This is a genomic window from Comamonas sp. GB3 AK4-5 (assembly GCF_041320665.1).
In the GTDB taxonomy this organism is placed as follows: Bacteria; Pseudomonadota; Gammaproteobacteria; order Burkholderiales; family Burkholderiaceae_C; genus Comamonas.
The window spans coordinates 670,068-689,971 of sequence record NZ_CP166730.1; the positions used below are offsets into that span (position 1 = coordinate 670,068).

Sequence of the window (19,904 nt, forward strand, 5' to 3'; positions counted from 1 at the left end):
CCTCAGGGAAGAGCCGGCGGGCTCTTATAGTTGCAATGTCATTCATTCAAATAACTGGCGACAGTTCGGGGCCTCAGGGGCACGCCGAAACTTTCACCATCGAGACAAAGAGCAGCATGGCATTCATTTTTCGCAAGACCGCCTGGGGCATGGTGGCCGCTGTGGCGGCGTGGGGCAGCATGGGCGCTGCGCAGGCGCAGGACGTGGCCGCCAACTGGCCGGCCAAACCCATCAAGCTGACCGTGCCCTATACCCCGGGCGGCTCTACCGACATCGTCAGCCGTACCGTGTTTGACGCCGTAGCCAAAAAGCTGGGCCAGCCGGTGATTGTGGAAAACCGCCCCGGTGCCAACAGCACCATCGGCGTGACGCAGACGGCCCGCGCCCCTGCCGACGGCTACAACTTTGTCAGCGTGCTGGCGGCCTATACGGTGAATATGTCGCTGTACAAAAAGCTGGCCTACAAGCCCGGCGACTTTGTGGCCGTCAGCCATATGGCGGACCTGCCGATGTTTTTGTTCGCGGCCAACAAGCTGCCGGTGAAGAACGCCAAGGAGCTGGCCGATTACGGCAAAACGCACCCGCTGAACTACGCCTCCAGCGGCACCGGCGCCAGCGCCCACATGATTGGTGCGCGCTTTGCCCAGGAGAACGGGCTGAATGCCCAGCATGTGCCCTACAACGGCAGCGCCCCCATCCTGTCTGACCTGATGTCGGGCCAGGTGGACCTGTTGTTCGACCCGGCCCTGGTGCCCATGCCCCATGCCAAGAACGGCAAGATCAAGGTGCTGGCCGTGGCCTCGGAAAAACGCTGGCCCGGCGAGCCGAATGTGCCCACCATGCAGGAGTCGGGCTTCCCAGGTTTTGTGATGAATTCCTGGGTGGGTCTGCTGGCGCCCAAGGGCACGCCCCAGCCCATCGTCGACAAGCTGTCCAAGGCGATTGCCGAGGCCGTGCAGTCGCCCGAGGTCAAGGACAAGCTGACGCAGCTGGGCTTTGGTGCCGTGGGCAGCACGCCGGCGCAGTTTCAGGCTTTGATCGACAAGGACACGGCCATGTACCGCCAGATCATCGAAACCGCCAAAGTCAGCATTGATTGATGCTTTCGGGATCGGAGCTGCGAACCGTTCGAGCGCGGCCATACAGCGCTTGAGGCTTTGTTGCTTGCCCTTGCCGTGCATCAGCACTGTCTGCGGTCAAGCGTCGCGCCTGAAGCGCTGTCTGTCCGTTGTGGAGTGATACCCAAGGCCCGCTGCGCTGCGTAGGCCCGCTCCGGCTGAAACCCAGAAGCAAAAGCCCGCAAGCGCTTGACCTGCGGGATTATTTTGATAGCTGCTTGTGCCCATGCAGCATCGGTTTCAAATGATTGAAATGCTGAAGCTGGTGTTATGTCGGCGTAGGCTGCTCTTATTTTTGTGCAGCCAGAATGTGCTCGGCCAGCTGCACAAAGCCGTCGCCGCGCTCGGCCTGGGTGGCGTAGCGGGGCAGGTGCTGCAACTGGGGCACAAAGCGGGCGATATTGGCCACGCCCACCGACAGCGGCACATGCTGGAACATCAGCTGGTCATTGGTGGAGTCGCCGATGTAAATCCAGCGGTCCAGCGTGGCGTCCAGGTCGATGTCGAACAGCGCACGCACAATCCAGCGCGCGCCTTCCAGCTTGTTGTGTCCGCCAAACCAGGCGTTGATGTGGATGGAGCTGACGGTGGCATTCATGCCGGCCGCCTGCATGATGGCGACGCAGGCGTCGATCTGTGCCTGGGGCAGCTGGGTGAACTCGCTGTGGTCCACGGCGATATCGCATTCGCGGCCATGCGAGTCGGTGGCCCGCACGGCGCCGGGCACGGTGGCCTCCACCTGGGCCAGCACTTCCTGCATGCGGGCGAAGTTGTGGGTGCGCTCGGCCTCGTCCTGCTGGTAGAGCTTGTCCAACCCACCAGCGGCATTGCGCTTCAGCGCCACGGCGCCGTTCTCGGCGACGATGGCATCCACCGGCCAGGCCGCTGCAAACGGTACGCTCCAACCCACGGGGCGGCCGGTGATGGGCACTACTTTCAGGCCCGCATCTTTCAACTGGGCTATGGCCGCCACCACATGCGCAGGCACCTCGCCCTCGGTGGTCAGCGTGTCATCGATATCGGTCAGCACGCCCAACACATTCGCCGGCACAACCAGCTCGGACAAAGGACGCAGAAATTCTTGGCTCACTACAAACTCTCAAAAACAAATGCTCAGATCCATACACAGGCCTGCCTGTATGGCACCTTCCCCCTTTGGGGGAAAGGCGGGGATGGGGGCTGCATCCGGGGTCAAGCCAGCCGTCTTGATGGGCTTTCGCCGCTGGCCCCCACCCAACCCCTCCCCCGGAGGGGGAGGGCGTGAAGGCGCTTAGTTCGCGCTGCCCAGGCTCAGCCCTGCGTGTTCGCGCAGCGGATGGAAATGGATCTTGGGGAAACGTTCCTGCGCCAGGCGCACGTCATAGGGGCTGGTGCACAGATAGGCCAGGGTATCGGCCGCGTCATGCGCCAGGCGCAGCGGGTAGGCGTTCTCGAACTCGCGCAACTCAGCCGGGGTGTCGGCCGTGATCCAGCGCGCGCCCGTGTACTGGCAGCCTTCCAGGCGCACATCGCAGTCGTACTCGGTCTGCAGGCGGTGCTGCACCACTTCAAACTGCAGCTGGCCCACGGCGCCGAGCAGCATATTGCCGCCCACATCGGGCTTGAAGACCTGGATCGCACCTTCCTCGCCCAGCTGCATCAGGCCTTGCTGCAGCTGCTTGGTGCGCAGCGGGTTCTTCAGCACCACGGTCATGAACATTTCGGGGGCGAAGAAGGGCAGGCCGGTGAACTGCAGATTGGGGCCATCGGTGATGGAGTCGCCCAGCTGCACGCCGCCATGGATGGTGAAGCCGATGATGTCGCCGGCATAGGCCTCGTCCACGGCCTCGCGGCGCTGGGACATAAAGGTCACAACCGAGGTGGGGCGCAGTTCCTTGCCGGTGCGCTGCACCTTCATCTTCATGCCCGGTGTGTACTTGCCCGAGGCCACGCGCACAAAGGCGATGCGGTCGCGGTGGTTGCTGTCCATATTCGCCTGGACCTTGAACACCACGCCCGAGAAGCCCTTGTCCTCGGGGTGGATGGTCTTTTCCTCGCGGTTGCGATTGACCTCGGTGAAGGCAATGCGCGGGCCGGGCGGGGGCGACATGTCGACCACGGCGTCCAGCACTTCCATCACACCGAAGTTGTTCACACCGGAGCCGAAGAACACGGGGGTCAGCTTGCCGGCCAGAAAGGCTTCATGGTCCCATTCGGCCGAGGCGCCCACGGCCAGCTCCATGCTCTCCAGCGCATCGTCAAAGGCCTTGCCAAAGCGGGCGCGCAAGTTGTCGCTTTCGGACAGCGGAATCACTTCAAAGTCCTTGGGGCCGCGGTCGCTGCCGGGGGCGAACACCGTCATGCTCTGCGTGCGCAGATTGATGATGCCGCCAAAGGACTTGCCCTGGCCCACGGGCCAGGTGATGGGGCAACAGGGCATGCCCAGCTCGCGCTCCACCTCGTCCATGATGTCCAGCGGATCGCGCACTTCCCGGTCAAACTTGTTGATGAAGGAAATGATGGGCGTGTTGCGCTGGCGGCAGACCTCGATCAGGCGGCGGGTCTGGGTTTCCACACCATTGGCCGCGTCGATCACCATCAGGGCCGAGTCCACGGCCGTCAGCACACGATAGGTGTCTTCCGAGAAGTCCTTGTGGCCGGGGGTGTCGAGGAGGTTGATCACGTGGTCGCGGTAGCTCATCTGCATCACCGAAGACGCCACGGAAATGCCGCGCTGCTTTTCAATCTCCATCCAGTCGGAGGTGGCATGGCGCGAGGCCTTGCGGCCCTTGACGGCACCGGCGATCTGGATGGCGCCCGAGAACAGCAGCAGCTTTTCGGTCAGCGTGGTCTTACCCGCGTCCGGGTGGGAAATGATGGCGAACGTACGACGGCGCCGGGTTTCTGGGGCGTATGACACGGTAGGGAATGCGCGGTTGCGGCCGGGTGGCCAGCCAGAAGAAAAGAAGAGCGGCCGTGGATTGCCTGCAATGCAGTGGGCCTGAAAGGCCGGCATTTTAACTTTGGTGGCCTGGCGCTGCAGCTTGGGGGGCTTGGCAGGCGGGTCTGGGCCATCTTGATGCCATCTTGATACGGCGCCTCGCAATCTCAACCCGCTCTTGACGGGGCAATTCCTACAGTGCCTTCATCGCAATCCGGCTGCATGTGCGGCTGGTGGAAGGAAAGCAATGACGAACCACTGGATGGATGTCCTGGCTGTGTGCACGGCCCTGGGACTTTTTGCCTATTTGGGCTATGCGCTGCTGCGCCCCGAGAAGTTTTGAGGGGGCTGCCATGCAAGTGCTGCAAGACCTGGTTTTTGTGGGCCTGACGCTGGCCTGCTTTGTTGGCCTGTTGGGCTTTATCCGTGCGCTGACGCGAATTTAAGAAACGCCCCCTGAGCCGCTGCGCGTCTTCCCCCTCTCTCGCTGCGCGGGAGGGGGACGGCACCGGCGCTGCGGGGCGGCCCTTGCGCGGTGCCCTGGCCTCAGGCCATGTCGGGTTCCAAGGCCTGGTGCCGAATCGGAGAAATTTTATGTGGTTACCCTGGATGGAATACGCCGCCGTGCTGGCGGTGGTGACGCTGCTGACCATTCCCATGGGGCAATGGTTGGCGCGCTGTTTTACGAGTGAGGGCCATACCTGGCTGGAGCGCCTGAGCTACCGCGCCCTGGGGGTGAACCCGGCCGAGCGCATGGACTGGCAACGCTATGGCACGGCCCTGGTGCTCTCCAACGCCGCCATGATGCTGTTGGGCTATCTGATCCTGCGCATGCAGGCCAGCCTGCCGCTGAACCCGCTGGCGATTGCGGCCCAGGCGCCGGACCTGGCCTTCAACACCGCCGTCTCCTTCGTCACCAACACCAACTGGCAGGCCTATGCGGGGGAAAACAGCCTCAGCAATGCCACGCAGATGGCGGCCATCACCTTTTTGATGTTTGCCGGTGCCACGGCAGGTATAGCGGCCGGTGCCGGTTTTGTGCGCGGCCTGGCCCGCTCCAGCAGCCAGGATCTGGGCAACTACTGGGTGGACTATGTGCGCGTGTTCTGGCGCGTGCTGCTGCCGCTGTCGTTTGTCATGGCCCTGGTCTATGTCTGGCAGGGCATGCCGCAGACGTTGCACACCGAGGCAGTCGCCACCACGTTGGAAGGTGCCCGCCAGCAATTGCTGATGGGCCCTGTGGCCAGCTTTGAAAGCATCAAGCACCTGGGCACCAATGGCGGTGGTTTCTTCAGCATGAATGCGGCCCACCCGTTCGAGAACCCCACACCGCTGACCAATGTGCTGCACATCTTCTCGATGCTGCTGATTCCTGCGGGCCTGACCTATGCATTTGGCTCCATGCTGCTGCGCCGCCGCCAGGGCTGGGTGTTGTTTGGCGCCTGCATGGTGATGTTTGTCGGTTTCCTGAGCCTGGTGTTTGTGGCCGAACAAAACGGCAGCGGTCTGCTGGCGCGCGCCGGTGTGGACCAGCAATGGAGTCCCACACAGCCCGGCGGCAATATGGAGGGCAAGGAGCTGCGCTTCGGCATCGTGGACACGGCCTTGTTCGTGACCACCACCACGGCCGCCACCACGGGCTCGGTCAATGCCATGCATGACTCGCTGACGCCGCTGGGCTCGATTACGCCGCTGGCGCAGATGATGCTCAACTGCGTGTTCGGCGGCGACGGCGTGGGCCTGATCAACCTGATCCAGTACGCCATCCTCACCGTCTTCCTGGCCGGCATGATGATTGGCCGCACGCCAGAGTTTCTGGGCAAGAAGATCGAGGTGCGCGAGATCAAGCTGGTCATGCTCTCGGTGCTGGCGCATCCGGCCTCCATACTGGGCTTTACCGCGCTGGCCGTGTTGTGGCCCGATGCGGCGGCCAGCCTGAACAACCATGGCCCGCATGGCTTCTCGGAAATCCTCTATGCCTATGCCTCGGGCACGGCCAACAACGGTTCGGCCTTTGCCGGCCTGAACGCCAACACCCCGTTCTTCAACACCACGATTGGTCTGGCCATGATCGCCGGCCGCTTTCTGACCCTGCTGCCCTTGCTGGCAGTGGCCGGCAGCCTGGCCGCCAAGGCCACGGTGCCCGCAGGTCCGGGCACCTTCCCCACGGCCACGCCGCTGTTCATGGGCCTGCTGGTGTTTGTGGTGCTGGTGGTGGGCGGGCTCACCTTCTTGCCCGCATTGGCACTGGGTCCGGTGGTGGAGCAGCTGCAAATGCTGGTCGGCCAACTGTATGCCTGACACCCCCCTGAGTCGCTGCGCGCCTTCCACCCGCTCTCGCATGGCCAGGCCATGCGGGCAGGGAGACGCAGCCCTCGCTGCGGGGCGGCCCTTGCTGGGCTGCCGCACATGGAGTGCGTCGGCTTCAACGCTCAGGGGCATTCACCAAACCAATGGAAGCAAGCCATGAAATCTTCTTCTCACACAATTTGCACCCCGGCAGCGCCTGCTGCGGTGCCTGCCCAGGCGGATGCGCCTGCGGCCTCCTGGGGCTGTTTGCTGGGCAGCAGCCTGCGCGCTGCCGTGCTGATGATGCTGGTCGCCGGTATCGCCTACCCGCTGTTCACCACTGGCGTGGCCCAGGCCCTGTTGCCCCAGGCCGCCCATGGCAGCCTGATAGAGCGCAATGGCCAGGTGGTCGGCTCAGCCCTGATCGGCCAGCAGTTCACGGGCTCCCAGTATTTCCATGGCCGTCCCAGCGCCACGACGGCGCCCGATCCGCACAACGAGGGCGCCAGCATCGCCGCGCCCTATAACGCTGGTCTGTCCGGTGCCAGCAACCAGGGGGTGACGCACAAAGACCTGGCCGACACCGTGGCCCAGCGTGTGGCGCAGTACCGCGCCGATAACGGCCTGACCGCCGATACGCCCGTGCCGGTGGATGCAGTCACAGCTTCCGCCTCGGGGCTGGACCCGCATATCTCGGTGGCCAACGCCCTGCTGCAGCTGCCGCGCGTGGCGCAGGCGCGCCAGCTGGGTCAGGCACAGGTGCAGACCTTGGTGGACCAGGCCACGCAACAGCGTGTGCTGGGCCTGCTGGGTGAGCCGCGTGTGAATGTGCTGCAGCTCAATCTGGCGCTGGATCAGGCGCAGAGTTCAGTGCAAAAAACGGTTGTAACGCCCAAGGAGTAAGCAATGAGTGCTATCAAAACAAGAGGTGGTGTCAGCGTGCTGGATGGATCGCTGGCACGGGCCGCGCTGTGGCATGCCGTGTGCAAGCTCTCGCCCCGCACGCAATGGGCCAATCCGGTGATGTTCGTGGTCTATCTGGGCTCCATCCTCACCAGCTTGCTGTGGGTGCAAAGCCTGCTGGAGCCGGGCGCTCCGGGCGAAAGCCATTCCGGCTTCACCCTGGCGATTGCGCTGTGGCTGTGGTTCACCGTGCTGTTTGCCAACTTTGCCGAGGCCCTGGCCGAAGGCCGCAGCCGCGCCCAAGCCGCCAGCCTGCGTGGCATGAAGCGCGACACCGTGGCCAAAGTGTTGGACCAGCCCCAGCATGGCGCGGCCTGGATTCCCGTGCGTGCCAGCGAGCTGCGCAAGGGCGTATTTCTGCTGGTGGAGGCCGGTGATGTGATCGCCCTCGACGGCACGGTGGTGCAGGGCGTGGCCTCGGTGGACGAGAGCGCCATCACCGGCGAATCCGCCCCCGTGATCCGCGAGGCCGGCGGCGACTTCTCCTCGGTCACCGGGGGCACCCGCGTGCTGTCGGACTGGCTGGTGGTGGAAGTCACCGTCAACCCCGGCGAATCGTTTCTGGACCGCATGATCTCCATGGTCGAGTCGGCCAAACGCCAGAAAACACCGAATGAATTGGCGCTGACGATTTTGCTGGTCGGCCTGACCCTGGTGTTCCTGCTGGTCATCGTCACGCTGTGGCCCTTCTCGGCCTTTGCCGTGGAGCAGGCGGGCGCAGGCTCGGTGGTGGGTATTGCGGTGCTGATTGCCCTGCTGGTCTGCCTGATCCCCACCACCATCGGAGGCCTGCTGTCGGCCATTGGCGTGGCGGGCATGAGCCGCATGATGCAGGCCAATGTGATCGCCACCTCGGGCCGCGCTGTGGAGGCCGCAGGCGATGTGGACGTACTGCTGCTGGACAAGACCGGCACCATCACCCTGGGCAACCGCCAGGCCAGCGAATTCTTCCCCGCCCCTGGTGTGACCCCGGCCCAGCTGGCCGAAGCGGCGCAGCTGTCCTCGCTGGCCGATGAAACCCCCGAAGGCCGCAGCGTGGTGGCACTGGCCCAGGAGCGCCATGCCCTGCCCGAGCGCCACAGCCAGGACCTGCAGGCCGAGTTCGTGCCCTTTACGGCCCAGACCCGCATGAGCGGGGTGGACCTGCGCACGCCACAGGGCCTGCGTAATTTGCGCAAGGGCGCGGCCGACGCGGTGCGCCGCCATATCGAGGCCCTGGGTGGCAGCTTTCCCGCTCCGGTGCAGCAATCGGTGGACAACGTCTCGCGCAAGGGCAGTACGCCCCTGGTGGTGAGCGACGGCGCCAAGGTGCTGGGCGTGATCGAGCTGAAAGACATCGTCAAACCCGGCATGCGCGAGCGTTTTGCCGAGCTGCGCCGCATGGGCATCAAGACGGTGATGGTCACGGGTGACAACCCCCTCACCGCCGCCGCCATTGCCGCTGAAGCGGGGGTGGATGACTACCTGGCCGAGGCCCGGCCCGAGGACAAGCTGCAGCTGATTCGCAACCACCAGGCCGCAGGCCGGCTGGTGGCCATGACGGGCGACGGCACCAATGACGCGCCCGCCCTGGCCCAGGCCGATGTGGCCGTGGCCATGAACAGCGGCACCCAGGCAGCGAAAGAGGCCGGCAATATGGTGGACCTCGACAGCAACCCCACCAAGCTCATCGAGGTGGTGGAAACCGGCAAGCAAATGCTGATGACCCGGGGTGCGCTGACCACCTTCAGCATTGCCAACGATGTGGCCAAGTATTTCGCCATCATTCCGGCCGCTTTTGTGGGCACCTATCCGCAGCTGGCGGCGCTGAATGTCATGCAGCTGCACAGCGCCGATTCGGCCATTTTGAGTGCCGTGATCTTCAATGCGCTGATCATCATCGCCCTGGTGCCGCTGGCCCTGCGCGGTGTGCGCTATCGCGCCGTGGGCGCCGCCGTGCTGCTGCGCCGCAACCTGCTGATCTACGGCCTGGGCGGCCTGATCGTGCCCTTTGTGGGCATCAAGCTCATCGACCTGCTGCTGACCGCCTTCGGCCTGGTTTAACTGCCATCCCTTGTGTCTTGCCCATGCCCACGCCCCTGCGCGGGCAGGGGCAGGCTTTGACTCCTGCTTTTTCACTATGCATTCTTCTTCCCTCAAATCCTGGCTGGCATTGCGCTCCTTGGCCGTCACCGCGGCCCTGCTGCTGGGCCTGAGCGCAGCATTTTGAGCCCCTTGTTGAGCCTGCGACAGTGATAGGCTGAGAACGCCATGCCCACACCCACCTCCCCCATTGCGCCCCGGCCCGACCCCGATGCCCTGGTGGCCCAGTTGCAGGCCGAGCAGCAGCAGGCCGCACGCGGCAAGCTGCGCATCTACTTTGGCTCCAACGCCGGTGTGGGCAAGACCTACTCCATGCTGGCCGCAGCCCAGCGGGAGCGGCAAAGTGGGCGCAGCGTACTGGTGGGCCTGGTCGAAACCCATGGCCGTGCCGAGACCGAGCAGCAGTTACATGGGCTGGAGCAGCTGCCGCGCCGCTCCCTGGTCTACCAGGGGCGGCATCTGGCCGAGTTCGATCTGGATGCCGCCCTGGCGCGGCGCCCCGATGTGCTGCTGCTGGACGAGCTGGCGCACAGCAACGTCAGCGGCTCGCGCCACCCCAAGCGCTGGCAGGACATGCAGGAGCTGCTGGAGGCCGGTATCGATGTCTGGACCACGCTGAATGTGCAGCACCTGGAAAGCCTCAACGACGTGGTGGGCGGCATTGTGGGCATCCAGGTGCATGAGACCGTGCCTGACCATATCTTTGACGACGCCAGCGAGGTGGTGGTGGTCGACATCCCGCCCGAGGAGCTGCTCAAGCGCCTCAAGGCGGGCAAGGTCTATCCGCTGGAGCAGGCTGAAAGGGCCTCGCGCAACTTCTTTCGCCTGGGCAATTTGCTGGCGCTGCGCGAGCTGGCGCTGCGCCGCACGGCCGACCGGGTGGACGAGGACATGCGCGACTACCGCCGCGAGCAGGCCATAGGCGATGTCTGGCCCACGCGCGAGCGTCTGTTGGTGGGGGTGGGTGGGCGTGCCGGCGACGATGCCCTGGTGCGCCAGGTGGCCCGGCTGGCGCGGCGGCTGGAGGCAGACTGGGTGGTGGTCTATGTGGACGCGCCCACACGCCAGCATCGCTCCCGGCAGGCGCGCGAAGCCGTGCTCAAGACCCTGGCCCTGGCCGCGCGCCTGGGGGCGGAGACCGCCACCATTCCCGGCACCCAGGTGGCCCAGGCCCTGGTGGACTTTGCGCGCGAGCGCAATGCCAGTCACCTGGTGCTGGCCCGTGTACCCCAGCGCCTGACGCGGTGGTGGCCCTGGACGCCGGTCAGCCTGCCCGAGCAGATTGCCCGCCTGAACCCGGGTCTGGATGTGCTGCTGCTGTCCGTACATGCCCACAAGAATGAGAGCACTGTCAGCGCTCCCGTATTGCGTGAAGACGGTATTTCATGGATGGGTTATATCGGCACCACCCTGGCCTGTCTGGCGGCCACGGCCGTGGCCGAGCTGCTGCTGCAGGTGTTTGACCCGGCGAACGTGGTCATGTTGTTCCTGCTGGTGGTGGTGTTGTCGTCCCTGCGCTGGGGCCGGGGGCCTGGAGCCTGGGCGGCGCTGCTGTCGGTGCTGCTGTTCGATTTTTACTTTGTGCCGCCGCGCAGCTCCTTCAGCGTCAACGACACCCAGTATCTGTTTACCTTCTGCCTGATGCTGGGCGTGGCCCTGGTCTGCGGCCAGTTGATGGCCAGGCTGCGGCATGAGGCGCGGGTGGCGGCCGAGCGCGAGCGCCGTGCCGGCGCCTTGGCGCGGCTGGCGCGGGATCTGTCGGGTGCGCTGACGCAGGCTCAGGTCACACAGATTGCACTTTCCACCTTGTCAGGGGTGTTCGATGCGCAGGTGGGACTGCTGCTGCCGGACAGCGAGGAGCGGCTGCAGCAGGTGCGCGGCAGCGAAGGCGTGATCGACCCCAGCGTGGCGCGCTGGTGCATGGAGCATGGCCAGATGGCGGGCTGGGGCACGGACACCCTGGCCGCCGCGCCGGCGCTGTATGTGCCGCTGATGGCCCCGGTGCGTGCGCGTGGGGTGCTGGCGCTGCAGCTGCGTGCGCCCCAGCGCCTGCGCGTGCCCGAAGAGCGCCGCCTGCTGGACGCCTGTGCCAGCCAGATTGCGCTGGCGCTGGAGCGCCAGCATTTTGTGGAAGTGGCCCAGCAGACCCAGGTGGCCATGGAGGGCGAGCGCATGCGCAACACGCTGCTGTCTGCGGTGTCGCATGATTTGCGCACGCCGCTCACTGGCATTCTGGGTGCGGCCCAGGTGGCCCTGCCCCATGCACCGCCGGGGCCGGCCCATGACATGCTGCTGCAGATCCGCAACCAGGCCCAGGCCTTGCAGCAGCTGGTGGACAACCTGCTGGCCATGGCGCGCCTGCAGCAAGGCGGGGTGCATTTGCAGCAGGCCTGGGTGCCCGTGGAAGAGCTGGTGGGCAGCGCCTTGGCGCAGATGCGTGAGCGCCTGGCAGATCACCCGGTGCACACCGACTTGCCGGCAGGCTTGCCACTGCTGTGGATAGATGCCGCCATGCTGGAGCGGGTGCTGGTCAATCTGCTGGACAACGCCTGCAAATACACGCCGGCCGGCACGGGCCTGCAGATCGTGGCCCTTGTGGACGGTGGGCAGCTGCAGCTGCAGGTGGCCGACGCCGGGCCAGGTCTGCCCGCACATCTGGAGCAGGAGCAACTGTTCGAGCCCTTTACCCGTGGCAGCGCGGAATCCAGCATCTTTGGCATAGGGCTGGGCCTGGCCCTGGGGCGGCGCATTGTCCAGGCCCATGGCGGAAGCCTCACGGCCTATGCGGCCCAGCCCGGCCCTGGTGCCGTGTTTGTCATCGCCCTGCCGGTGCTGGAGCAGCCGGCGCTGGATTGATGCGGCCTTGCCTTCAATCGCCTCCCGTTGTGGGGGCGCTTTACCCTGCTGCAGCACGGTCTGCGGCTCCCCGCCGCGTTATCCGATGGGATCCCCATCCGCAGGGCTTTTGCGCAGCAAGTAGATGTCCATGATCCAGCCATGCTCGGCCCGCGCAGCCGCGCGGGTGGCCACGATGCGCTGGGCCACCTCCGCCAGCGGGCCATGGTCCAGCAGCTGCTGCGGCATGCCCAGATAGGCGCCCCACCAGATCTGCACTTCGCGCGCCAGCGCGGCGGGCAGGGCGGTGAAGCTGCACTGCCCATCCAGCATCACCACCATGGTGTCCACGCCGGCTGGCCAGCCGTGTTCGCGCAGTTGTCGGCCCGTGGTCACCACAAAGGGCTGGCCTATGTCGTTGACGGGAATGGCATGGGCGGCGGTCAGGGCCTGCATGGCGGTGATGCCTGCCACCACGGTCACCTGCTGCGGGGCAGGCCGCATGCGTGCGGCAATGCGCAGCGTGCTGTCATACAGCGATGGGTCGCCCCAGACCAGCAGGGCCAGCTGCAGCACCCCATCCGCTGCGCGTGCTGCCAGGCCTGCGGCCAGTGCGTCGGCCATGGCGGCCTGCCAGCGCTCGGTGATGGCTGCATGCCATTCGTTGACCTGCTCCAGATAGTCATCGCCCTGGCTGCGGCGCAGCGGCATGTCGAAGCCGGCAACGCGGGTGGCCGAAGCGGGGGGCAGCACGGCATCGCACAGCTGCTGGCGCAGGGCGGCCAGCTCGGCCTTGTCCTCGCCCTTGTGGGGCAGCAGGATGAGGTCGGCCGCCTGCATGGCGTGGATGGCCTGGCGCGTGAGGTGATCAGGGTTGCCGGTGCCAATGCCAATCAGCGTCAGCGCCACGGGAGGCAGGGTGTGGCTCATGCCTGGCCTTCGGAGAGCGAGGAGCTGGTCAAGGGCCGGTCGGTGGCGGTATCTACAGCCTGGCCGTTGCCGGGAAAGCGCGGCTCCGTGCCCAGAGGGCGGTAGCGGCGGTCGTAATCGGCGGCGTAGAGGCGGCTTTCGCCAAAGTCTTCGGCGCTGATGCTGCGGCCCACCAGCATGATGGCCGTGCGCTCCATGCTGGTGGCCACGGCCTGGGCCAGCGCGCCCACGGTGGTGCGCACCACGGTTTCATCGGGCCAGCTGGCGCGCCAGACGATGGCGGCCGGGCAGTCGGCGCCGTAATGCGGCAGCAGCTCAGCCTGCACTTTCTCGGCCACATGGATGGACAAATGAATCGCCAGCACCGCGCCCGTGGCGGCGAATGCGGCCAGGTTTTCGCCCTCGGGCATGGCCGTGGCGCGGCCCGAGGTGCGGGTCAGCACCACGGACTGGCACAGGCCGGGCAGGGTCAGCTCGGCGCTCAGCGTGGCGGCCGCAGCGGCAAACGAGGGAACGCCTGGCGTCACGGTATAGGCAATGCCTAAAGCGCGCAGGCGGCGCAGCTGTTCGCCCATGGCCGACCATACAGACAGGTCGCCGGAATGCAGGCGTGCCACGTCTTCGCCACGGGCCTCGGCAGCGGCGATTTCGGCCACGATGTCCTCCAGGCTCATGGCTGCGGTGTTGATGATGCGGGCGCCGGGAGGGCAATGCGCCAGCAGCTCGCGTGGAATCAGCGAGCCTGCATACAGGCAGACGGGGCAGCGCGCCATCAGGTCGCGGCCGCGCACGGTAATCAGGTCGGCGGCGCCGGGGCCGGCACCGATGAAATGCACGGTCATGCCGTAACTCCTTGGCTTTCAGTGACAGCGCGGGCGGCTGCCAGACAACAGTTGAGGGGGCCGCTGCGGCGCAGGGCAGCGGCCAGGGTGGCACCGCCATCGTCCGCCACCATGCGGGGCAGCAGCAGGGTGGACGCCGGGCCTGCGGCGCTCAGGGCCACGGCCTCGGCCACGCTGCCGGTGCCATAGCGCGCAAGAAGGCGTGCCGATTGGGTGGCCACGGGCTGGCCAGGCAAATCCTGGGCAGGCACGGCCACCAGGGTGGTGTCAAAGAGCAGGGCAGCCCTCCATTCGCGCAGGGCGGGGTGCTGCTCCTTGCCTTGCAGCACCGCAACCGCACAGAAACGCTGCAGTGCCGGCAGGGCGGTCTGGGCCCGCAGCCACAGCGCTTGCACATCGCTGGCCTGGGCCTGGGCGCGCAGCCCGAGGCCCAGCACCAGGCAGGCGTGATCCCTCATGCCTGCCAGCTCCATTGCAGCAGCGGGCGTGCGGCCTGCCAGCTGCGCATGCGGCCCAAAGGCACGGCGCTGGACAGTTCCAGCTTCAGCAGTTTGCCGCCCAGCTCGCCCTGCAGTTGCACCAGCAGGGCCTGGGTTTCCAGCGTCACGGCATTCACCACCAGGCGGCAGCCCGCAGGCATGTGCTGGCGCAGGGCGGCGAACAGTGCTGCATCAAAACCGCCACCCACAAACACGGCCTGGGGTGTGGGCAGCTGGAGCTGGGGCAGAGCATCGGCAGAGCTGCCATGCACCACCTGCAGGCTTTTCTGCAGACCAAAGCGCGCGGCATTGGTGTGGATATTGGCCACGCGCTGCGCATGCTGTTCCACGCTGACGGCGGTGCCGCCGGCCAGACACCATTCCACCGCCACCGAGCCCGAGCCGCTGCCCAAATCCCACAGCCGCTCGCCACGGCGGGGTGCCAGGGCGGACAGCGTCAGCGCGCGCACTGGCGCCTTGGTGATCTGACCGTCATGGGCATACCAGGCATCGGGCCGGCCGGGCACCTGGGGCAGGGCCGATCCGCCCTGGGCCAGCAGGCCCACGGTCACCGGGGCTTGCGCGGGGTCTGCGGCAAGGGCCTCGGCGGCCGTGTCGGCACGCAGCATGCGGCAGCGCTCGCGCGGCCCGCCCACGGATTCCATGACCCACAGCTGGCTGGCGCCCCAGCCTTCGCGCGTCAGCCACTGCGCCAACTGTTCCACGGCGGCGCCATCGCGCAGCAGGGTGATGAGCTGGCGGCCGGGTGCCAGGCGCGGCAGCAGCTGTTCCAGCGGGCTGGCGTGCAGGCCCAGGCAGTCGGTGGCTTCCAGCCTCCAGCCCAGACGTGCCGCCAGCAGCGAGAATGTCGAGGTTTGGGCAAAGCAGCGCCATTCCTGGGGCGGCAGCTTGGCTGCCAGACTGCCGCCGGCGCCAAACCAGAAGGGATCGCCCGAGGCCAGCACGGCCACGCGCTTGCCGCGCTGGGCCAGCACCGGTGCCAGGTCAAAGGGCTGGGGCCAGGGCTGGCCGCGTTCGCCCACCTCGGCCAGCGCCAGGTGGCGTGGGCCGCCAAAGACCAGCTCGGCGCTGTCCAGCGCCTGGCGGGCTGCGGGGGAAAGCCCAGGCAGACCGTCTTCGTTCAGCCCTATCACACTCAACCACGGATCAGTCATGACGCAAGTTCTCCTGCTGGGTGGCACCAGCGGCGCCAGCCAACTGTCCCAGGCCTTGCACCGCGCGGCGGTGCCAGCCTTGTTCTCGTATGCCGGTGTGACCCAGGCGCCGCTGGCCCAGCCCTTGCCCACACGCAGCGGCGGCTTTGGCGGTGCGGATGGGTTGGCGCAGTTCATTCGCACGCAGGGCATCAGCCATGTGGTCGATGCCACCCACCCTTTTGCCGCCCAGATGAGCCGCAATGCCTGTGCCGCCTGCGCGGCCACCGGCACGCCGCTGCTGGCCCTGGAGCGCGCGCCCTGGCAGGCCCAGGCTGGCGATCGCTGGATAGCGGTGGCCGATATGGCCGAGGCAGCCCAGGCCTTGCCCGAGGCGGCTGCGCGTGTGTTTCTGGCCGTAGGGCGCAAGCAGCTCGATGCTTTCAGCGTGCGCCCTCAGCACCACTATCTGCTGCGTTTGGTGGACAGACCCGAGCCCGGGAGCATTGCGTTGCCGCAGCACACCGTGGTGACAGGGCGCGGCCCCTTTAGCGAGGCAGATGACCTGGCCTTGCTGCAACAGCACGGCATTGAATGGCTGGTGGCCAAGAACGCCGGCGGCGAGGCCACGCGTGGCAAGCTCGATGCCGCGCGCCGCCTGGGCCTGCCCGTGGTGATGGTGCAGCGGCCAGCCTTGCCGGACCGGCCGCGCACCGAAGACGTGGGTGCCGTGCTGCATTGGCTGAGTTACGGTGTGCTGCCGTCGGGTGTGACGCCTACGGCGCCGTCTACTGGGCCATAGTGGCGCGGCGTATAGATCCAGCGGCCCACGCGGCGCGTGCTGCTGTTTCCCACCAACACCACTGTGCGCATATCGGCCATCTCGGGCTGGGCCTGCTCCAGCGTGCAGACCTGCAAGGTCTCGTCGGACGTGGACACGGCACGGGCAAAGACCAGCAGGCGCTGGGGCTCGCAATGTGCGCGCAACAGCTCCAGCAGGCGCACAAAACCCTCGGGTCGGCTGCGCGAGCGCGGGTTGTAAAAAGCCATGGCAAAGTCGGCCTCGGCCGCCAGCTGCACGCGGCGGGCAATCACCGGCCAGGGCTTGAGGTTGTCCGACAGATTGATGCAGCAAAAATCATGGCCCAGGGGCGCGCCGGCACGGGCTGCGGCGGCCAGCATGGCGGTGACGCCGGGCAGCACCTGCACATCCAGCGCCAGCCAGGCCGGGGGCGCGTCGACGGCCTCCATGGCCTCGAACACGGCCGAGGCCATGGCAAAGACGCCCGGGTCGCCCGAGGACACCACCACCACCTGCCGGCCCTGGGCCGCCAGCGCAAGGGCCTGGCGGGCACGCTCCAGCTCCACACGGTTGTCCGAGGCATGCCATTGCACGGCCTGGTCCGGTGCCTGGGCGGTCGCTTCTTGCGCCAGCAGCGCCTGGACCCTGGCCACATAGGGGAAATAGCCGACCACCTCGTCGGCGGCCAGCAGGGCCTCGCGCACGGCTGGTGTGATCTGGGCCAGATCGCCCGGGCCCAGGCCGGCAATGTACAGCCGGCCTGCGGTTGCGGGGATCACCATGCGGCCTCCGGCCTGCGGCCCTGGCCATGGACCAGCACGATGGCGAAATAAGGGCAGACCTCGTCGCCAACCTCGGCCAGCCGCTCCACCTGCTCGTTGGCGGTGCTGCCGTTTTGCACCAGCCAGGCGGACTCCAGCCGGCCGGCACGCACCAGGGCGCGGCGTATGCGCGGCAGATTGCGGCCCACCTTCATTACCACCAGGGCGTCGGCAGTCTCCATGCGCCGCACCAGTTCATCTTCGGAGAGGGTGCCCGTCATCACGCCCAGCACATCGTCGCCCCAGGTAATGGGCTGGCCCGTGGCATGCCAGCAGCCCACCATGCCGGGAATGCCGGGCACCACCTGCAGCCCCACATCGCCGCGCTCGCGCAGCCGGGTGTAGAGGTGCATAAAGGAGCCGTAGAGAAAGGGGTCGCCCTCGCACAGCACGATCACCTGTTCTTGCTTGGCCAGTTCGGCCAGGCGCAGACACCAGTCGTCATAAAAGCGCGAGAGCAGCTGCACGTACTCGGGGCTGTCTACCGGGATCTCGGTGGTCACCGGGTACTCCATGGCGTATTCGCTGGCCTCGCTGCGGAGGAGCCCGTCCACCAATTGCCTGGCCTTGCCGGGCCGGCCTTTTTTGCGGAAAAAGGCCACATGGCGTGCGCCGCGCACCAGGCGATCGGCCTTGACGCTCATGAGTTCCGGATCGCCCGGGCCCAGTCCCACGCAGATGACGCCGGGAGCGGCGCTCTGCGCCAGGTTTTGCGGTTTATTCGACATGGCTGGCCAGGGCGTTGATGGCGGCCACCGTCATGGCCGAGCCACCCAGGCGGCCACGCACAATCATCGAAGGCACGGGCAGGTCCTGCATCAGCGCCTCTTTGGATTCGGCCGCGCCGATAAAGCCCACGGGGCAGCCGATGATGGCGGCGGGGCGCGGGCAGTTGGGGTCTTGCAGCATGTTGAGCAGGTGGAACAGGGCCGTGGGCGCATTGCCTATGGCCACCACGGCGCCGGCCAGGTGGGGGCGCCACAGCTCCAGCGCTGCAGCGCTGCGCGTGGTGCTGAGTTTGTGCGCGAGCTCGGCCACGCCGTCTTCATGCAGCGTGCAGATCACCGGGTTGCTCGCAGGCAGGCGCGAGCGGGTAATGCCTTCGCTGACCATGCGCACATCGCAGAGCACGGGAGCACCGGCCTGCAGCGCCCGCTGGCCGGCCTCATACATGCCGGGCGAGAGCTGCACATGGGGCGCCAGCTCCACCATGCCGGCGGCGTGAATCATGCGCACCACCACGCGCTCTTCACCCGGGGTGAAGCGGGCCAGGTCGGCCTCGCGGCGTATGGTGGCAAAGGACTGCCGATAGATTTCGGCACCATTGGTTTCGTAGGTATGAACCATTAGATTTCTTCAAACAGCAGCCCGGGATTGTCGCGCAGAGTGGCTGCCTCCCAGGCCGCATCGGCAAGGCCATGCGCGGTGCCGTGGCGAATCACTTCAAACATGGGGGCCTTGTCGCCTGCCTGCGCCCGCAGCGTGACCGTGGCCGGCTGCTGGCGCGCACAGCCTTTGGCGCAGCCCGAGACATGCAGATGGGCACCCTGCGGCACATGGGGTGCTAGCGCCAGTGCCAATGCCTGGGTCGGGGCCAGCGCCTGCTGGCAGCCGGGGGCGCCGGTGCAGGCCGAGACGCGCAGCCTGGCGTCGGAGGCGCTGTTCATCCAGTGCTGGGCATCGTCCAGGCCCGCAGCCTCGGCGCCAGCGTGGTCTATCCCTTCGACCAGCAGCATGCGCCAGGGTGTCGGGCGCAGGCCGCCAGCGTGGGTGCTGGCCAGGCGGGCCAGCGCAGATGCCGTCACACGGCCCAGTGGCGCGGCCACCAGCAGGCCCAGGCCGGCTTGCCAACCGGGCGGGGGGGCATCGCTGCTGCTGGTGCAGACGGGTTGCAGGGAGAGTTGTAGCTGGGGGAGAACGGGCAGGGCTGCATGTTCTGCCTGCCAGTCCTGCAGCAGGCGGGACAAGCGCCCTGGGTGCAGTCCCTGCGATCGCCGGGCCAGGGCCTGTGTGGCGCACCAGCGGGCCAGGGCCAGGGCCGCCTCCACAGCCTGTTGGGGCGATGGGGCCTTCCAGGCCATGGCCTGGCCCTCGGCCTGTACCAGCCAGGCCTGGCCGGTGCTGGCCTGCAGGCGCACATCGGCGGCCACCTGGGCCAGGCCGGCATGGTGGCCGCTGGCAATGGAAAAGCCGAATTTGGCGGGCAGGGCGTCCAGGTCTGGCGCCTGTGACAGCGCGGCTTGCAAGGCCTGGGCCAGCGCCTGCACGCCGTCACCCGCGCGCCACAGCGGATCAATGACCAGATTGCGCAGCCGCTCCGTGCGTGCATCGCTGTCCAGCAGGTCTTGCGCGGCCAGGGCCTGCAGCACCACGCGATGGCGATCGGGGGCGATGCCGCGCAGCTGCACATTGGCCCGGCTGGTGAGCTCCAGCAGGCCGCCGCCATGGTCCTGGGCCAGTTGTGCCAGCAGCAAGGCCTGCTGGGCCGTGAGCCGGCCCAGTGGCGGGCGCACGCGCACTACCAACCCATCGCCGGAGGCCATGGGCTGCCAGGCACCGGGACACCAGCCCCGGATATGGGCCGCAGGGTGGGAGGAGGTTGCAGACATGGGTGTGGAATGTAGCGAAGTACGAGAGCTCTCAGGGGTTTGCTGCCCCTGTCGTGCGCG

Annotated in this window: 17 protein-coding genes; 7 read left to right on the forward strand and 10 right to left on the reverse strand. The window is 66.9% G+C overall.

The features are described from left to right. Positions 1-116: 116 nt before the first annotated feature. Complete coding sequence (locus ACA027_RS02945) at positions 117-1,100, forward strand: Bug family tripartite tricarboxylate transporter substrate binding protein (RefSeq protein WP_370680907.1); 984 nt, start codon at positions 117-119, stop codon at positions 1,098-1,100. A 307-nt stretch (positions 1,101-1,407) separates the two neighbouring features. Here the strand turns inward: ACA027_RS02945 and ACA027_RS02950 are convergent, their stop codons facing one another. Further along, positions 1,408-2,208: an HAD family hydrolase gene (locus ACA027_RS02950; RefSeq protein ID WP_370680908.1), complete on the reverse strand. Its 801-nt coding sequence runs from the start codon at positions 2,206-2,208 to the stop codon at positions 1,408-1,410. Positions 2,209-2,388: 180 nt separating this feature from the next. Beyond that, complete coding sequence (locus ACA027_RS02955; RefSeq protein ID WP_370680909.1) at positions 2,389-4,017, reverse strand: peptide chain release factor 3; 1,629 nt, start codon at positions 4,015-4,017, stop codon at positions 2,389-2,391. A gap of 268 nt (positions 4,018-4,285) precedes the next feature. Here ACA027_RS02955 and kdpF point away from each other — a divergent pair, with 268 nt between their 5' ends. The 5 genes from kdpF (at position 4,286) to ACA027_RS02980 (ending at position 12,228) form a co-directional block, all read left to right on the forward strand. After that, entirely contained in the window at positions 4,286-4,381 is a 96-nt protein-coding gene (gene kdpF / locus ACA027_RS02960; RefSeq protein ID WP_370680910.1) for a K(+)-transporting ATPase subunit F, read from the forward strand. A gap of 251 nt (positions 4,382-4,632) precedes the next feature. Next, positions 4,633-6,339 (forward strand): potassium-transporting ATPase subunit KdpA, encoded by a 1,707-nt coding sequence (kdpA, locus tag ACA027_RS02965; RefSeq protein WP_370680911.1) that lies wholly within the window; start codon positions 4,633-4,635, stop codon positions 6,337-6,339. A gap of 165 nt (positions 6,340-6,504) precedes the next feature. After that, positions 6,505-7,230 carry a K(+)-transporting ATPase subunit C gene (gene kdpC, locus ACA027_RS02970; RefSeq protein ID WP_370680912.1) on the forward strand — a complete coding sequence of 242 codons (726 nt, stop codon included), beginning with the start codon at positions 6,505-6,507 and terminating at the stop codon, positions 7,228-7,230. Positions 7,231-7,233: 3 nt separating this feature from the next. Beyond that, a complete protein-coding gene (kdpB, locus tag ACA027_RS02975) occupies positions 7,234-9,333 on the forward strand; it encodes a potassium-transporting ATPase subunit KdpB (protein ID WP_370680913.1) in 2,100 nt (699 codons plus the stop codon). Positions 9,334-9,540: 207 nt separating this feature from the next. Continuing rightward, on the forward strand, positions 9,541-12,228 hold the full coding sequence (locus tag ACA027_RS02980) for a DUF4118 domain-containing protein (RefSeq protein WP_370680914.1): 2,688 nt from the start codon (positions 9,541-9,543) through the stop codon (positions 12,226-12,228). Between the two features lie 78 nt (positions 12,229-12,306). Here the strand turns inward: ACA027_RS02980 and cobF are convergent, their stop codons facing one another. The 4 genes from cobF to cbiE are packed head-to-tail and all read right to left on the reverse strand — an operon-like array spanning position 12,307 to position 15,633. After that, the gene (cobF, locus tag ACA027_RS02985; protein ID WP_370680915.1) at positions 12,307-13,137 is read right to left on the reverse strand and encodes a precorrin-6A synthase (deacetylating); all 831 of its coding nucleotides are present in this window, start codon (positions 13,135-13,137) and stop codon (positions 12,307-12,309) included. Further along, positions 13,134-13,979 carry a precorrin-4 C(11)-methyltransferase gene (cobM, locus tag ACA027_RS02990; RefSeq protein WP_370680916.1) on the reverse strand — a complete coding sequence of 282 codons (846 nt, stop codon included), beginning with the start codon at positions 13,977-13,979 and terminating at the stop codon, positions 13,134-13,136. The genes cobF and cobM overlap by 4 nt, the downstream gene beginning before the upstream one ends. After that, positions 13,976-14,437: a cobalamin biosynthesis protein gene (locus tag ACA027_RS02995; protein ID WP_370680918.1), complete on the reverse strand. Its 462-nt coding sequence runs from the start codon at positions 14,435-14,437 to the stop codon at positions 13,976-13,978. Before ACA027_RS02995 ends, cobM begins: the two co-directional genes overlap by 4 nt. Continuing rightward, on the reverse strand, positions 14,434-15,633 hold the full coding sequence (cbiE, locus tag ACA027_RS03000; RefSeq protein WP_370680919.1) for a precorrin-6y C5,15-methyltransferase (decarboxylating) subunit CbiE: 1,200 nt from the start codon (positions 15,631-15,633) through the stop codon (positions 14,434-14,436). Before cbiE ends, ACA027_RS02995 begins: the two co-directional genes overlap by 4 nt. Between cbiE and ACA027_RS03005 the strand changes: the two genes are divergently transcribed. After that, positions 15,632-16,414 carry a cobalt-precorrin-6A reductase gene (locus ACA027_RS03005; protein ID WP_370680920.1) on the forward strand — a complete coding sequence of 261 codons (783 nt, stop codon included), beginning with the start codon at positions 15,632-15,634 and terminating at the stop codon, positions 16,412-16,414. The genes cbiE and ACA027_RS03005 overlap by 2 nt on opposite strands. On the opposite strand, the gene cobJ is transcribed toward ACA027_RS03005, so the two are convergent. From cobJ to cobG, 4 genes are read right to left on the reverse strand one after another with little or no spacing between them, the layout of a single operon-like run. After that, complete coding sequence (gene cobJ / locus ACA027_RS03010) at positions 16,360-17,196, reverse strand: precorrin-3B C(17)-methyltransferase (protein WP_370680921.1); 837 nt, start codon at positions 17,194-17,196, stop codon at positions 16,360-16,362. The two genes, ACA027_RS03005 and cobJ, sit on opposite strands and share 55 nt — an antisense overlap. Further along, positions 17,190-17,963, reverse strand: coding sequence for a precorrin-2 C(20)-methyltransferase (gene cobI, locus ACA027_RS03015; RefSeq protein ID WP_370680922.1), 774 nt, complete (start codon positions 17,961-17,963; stop codon positions 17,190-17,192). Before cobI ends, cobJ begins: the two co-directional genes overlap by 7 nt. Then, positions 17,953-18,582: a precorrin-8X methylmutase gene (locus ACA027_RS03020; RefSeq protein ID WP_370680923.1), complete on the reverse strand. Its 630-nt coding sequence runs from the start codon at positions 18,580-18,582 to the stop codon at positions 17,953-17,955. Before ACA027_RS03020 ends, cobI begins: the two co-directional genes overlap by 11 nt. After that, positions 18,582-19,844, reverse strand: coding sequence for a precorrin-3B synthase (gene cobG, locus ACA027_RS03025; protein ID WP_370680924.1), 1,263 nt, complete (start codon positions 19,842-19,844; stop codon positions 18,582-18,584). Before cobG ends, ACA027_RS03020 begins: the two co-directional genes overlap by 1 nt. Between the last annotated feature and the right edge of the window lie 60 nt (positions 19,845-19,904).

Coding starts and splice junctions, on each gene's coding strand:
- ACA027_RS02945 (WP_370680907.1), top strand. CDS start 117: ATGGCATTCATTTTTCGCAAGACCGCCTGGGGCATGGTGGCCGCTGTG.
- kdpF (WP_370680910.1), top strand. CDS start 4,286: ATGACGAACCACTGGATGGATGTCCTGGCTGTGTGCACGGCCCTGGGA.
- kdpA (WP_370680911.1), top strand. CDS start 4,633: ATGTGGTTACCCTGGATGGAATACGCCGCCGTGCTGGCGGTGGTGACG.
- kdpC (WP_370680912.1), top strand. CDS start 6,505: ATGAAATCTTCTTCTCACACAATTTGCACCCCGGCAGCGCCTGCTGCG.
- kdpB (WP_370680913.1), top strand. CDS start 7,234: ATGAGTGCTATCAAAACAAGAGGTGGTGTCAGCGTGCTGGATGGATCG.
- ACA027_RS02980 (WP_370680914.1), top strand. CDS start 9,541: ATGCCCACACCCACCTCCCCCATTGCGCCCCGGCCCGACCCCGATGCC.
- cobF (WP_370680915.1), bottom strand. CDS start 13,137: ATGAGCCACACCCTGCCTCCCGTGGCGCTGACGCTGATTGGCATTGGC.
- cobM (WP_370680916.1), bottom strand. CDS start 13,979: ATGACCGTGCATTTCATCGGTGCCGGCCCCGGCGCCGCCGACCTGATT.
- ACA027_RS02995 (WP_370680918.1), bottom strand. CDS start 14,437: ATGAGGGATCACGCCTGCCTGGTGCTGGGCCTCGGGCTGCGCGCCCAG.
- ACA027_RS03005 (WP_370680920.1), top strand. CDS start 15,632: ATGACGCAAGTTCTCCTGCTGGGTGGCACCAGCGGCGCCAGCCAACTG.
- cbiE (WP_370680919.1), bottom strand. CDS start 15,633: ATGACTGATCCGTGGTTGAGTGTGATAGGGCTGAACGAAGACGGTCTG.
- cobJ (WP_370680921.1), bottom strand. CDS start 17,196: ATGGTGATCCCCGCAACCGCAGGCCGGCTGTACATTGCCGGCCTGGGC.
- cobI (WP_370680922.1), bottom strand. CDS start 17,963: ATGTCGAATAAACCGCAAAACCTGGCGCAGAGCGCCGCTCCCGGCGTC.
- ACA027_RS03020 (WP_370680923.1), bottom strand. CDS start 18,582: ATGGTTCATACCTACGAAACCAATGGTGCCGAAATCTATCGGCAGTCC.
- cobG (WP_370680924.1), bottom strand. CDS start 19,844: ATGTCTGCAACCTCCTCCCACCCTGCGGCCCATATCCGGGGCTGGTGT.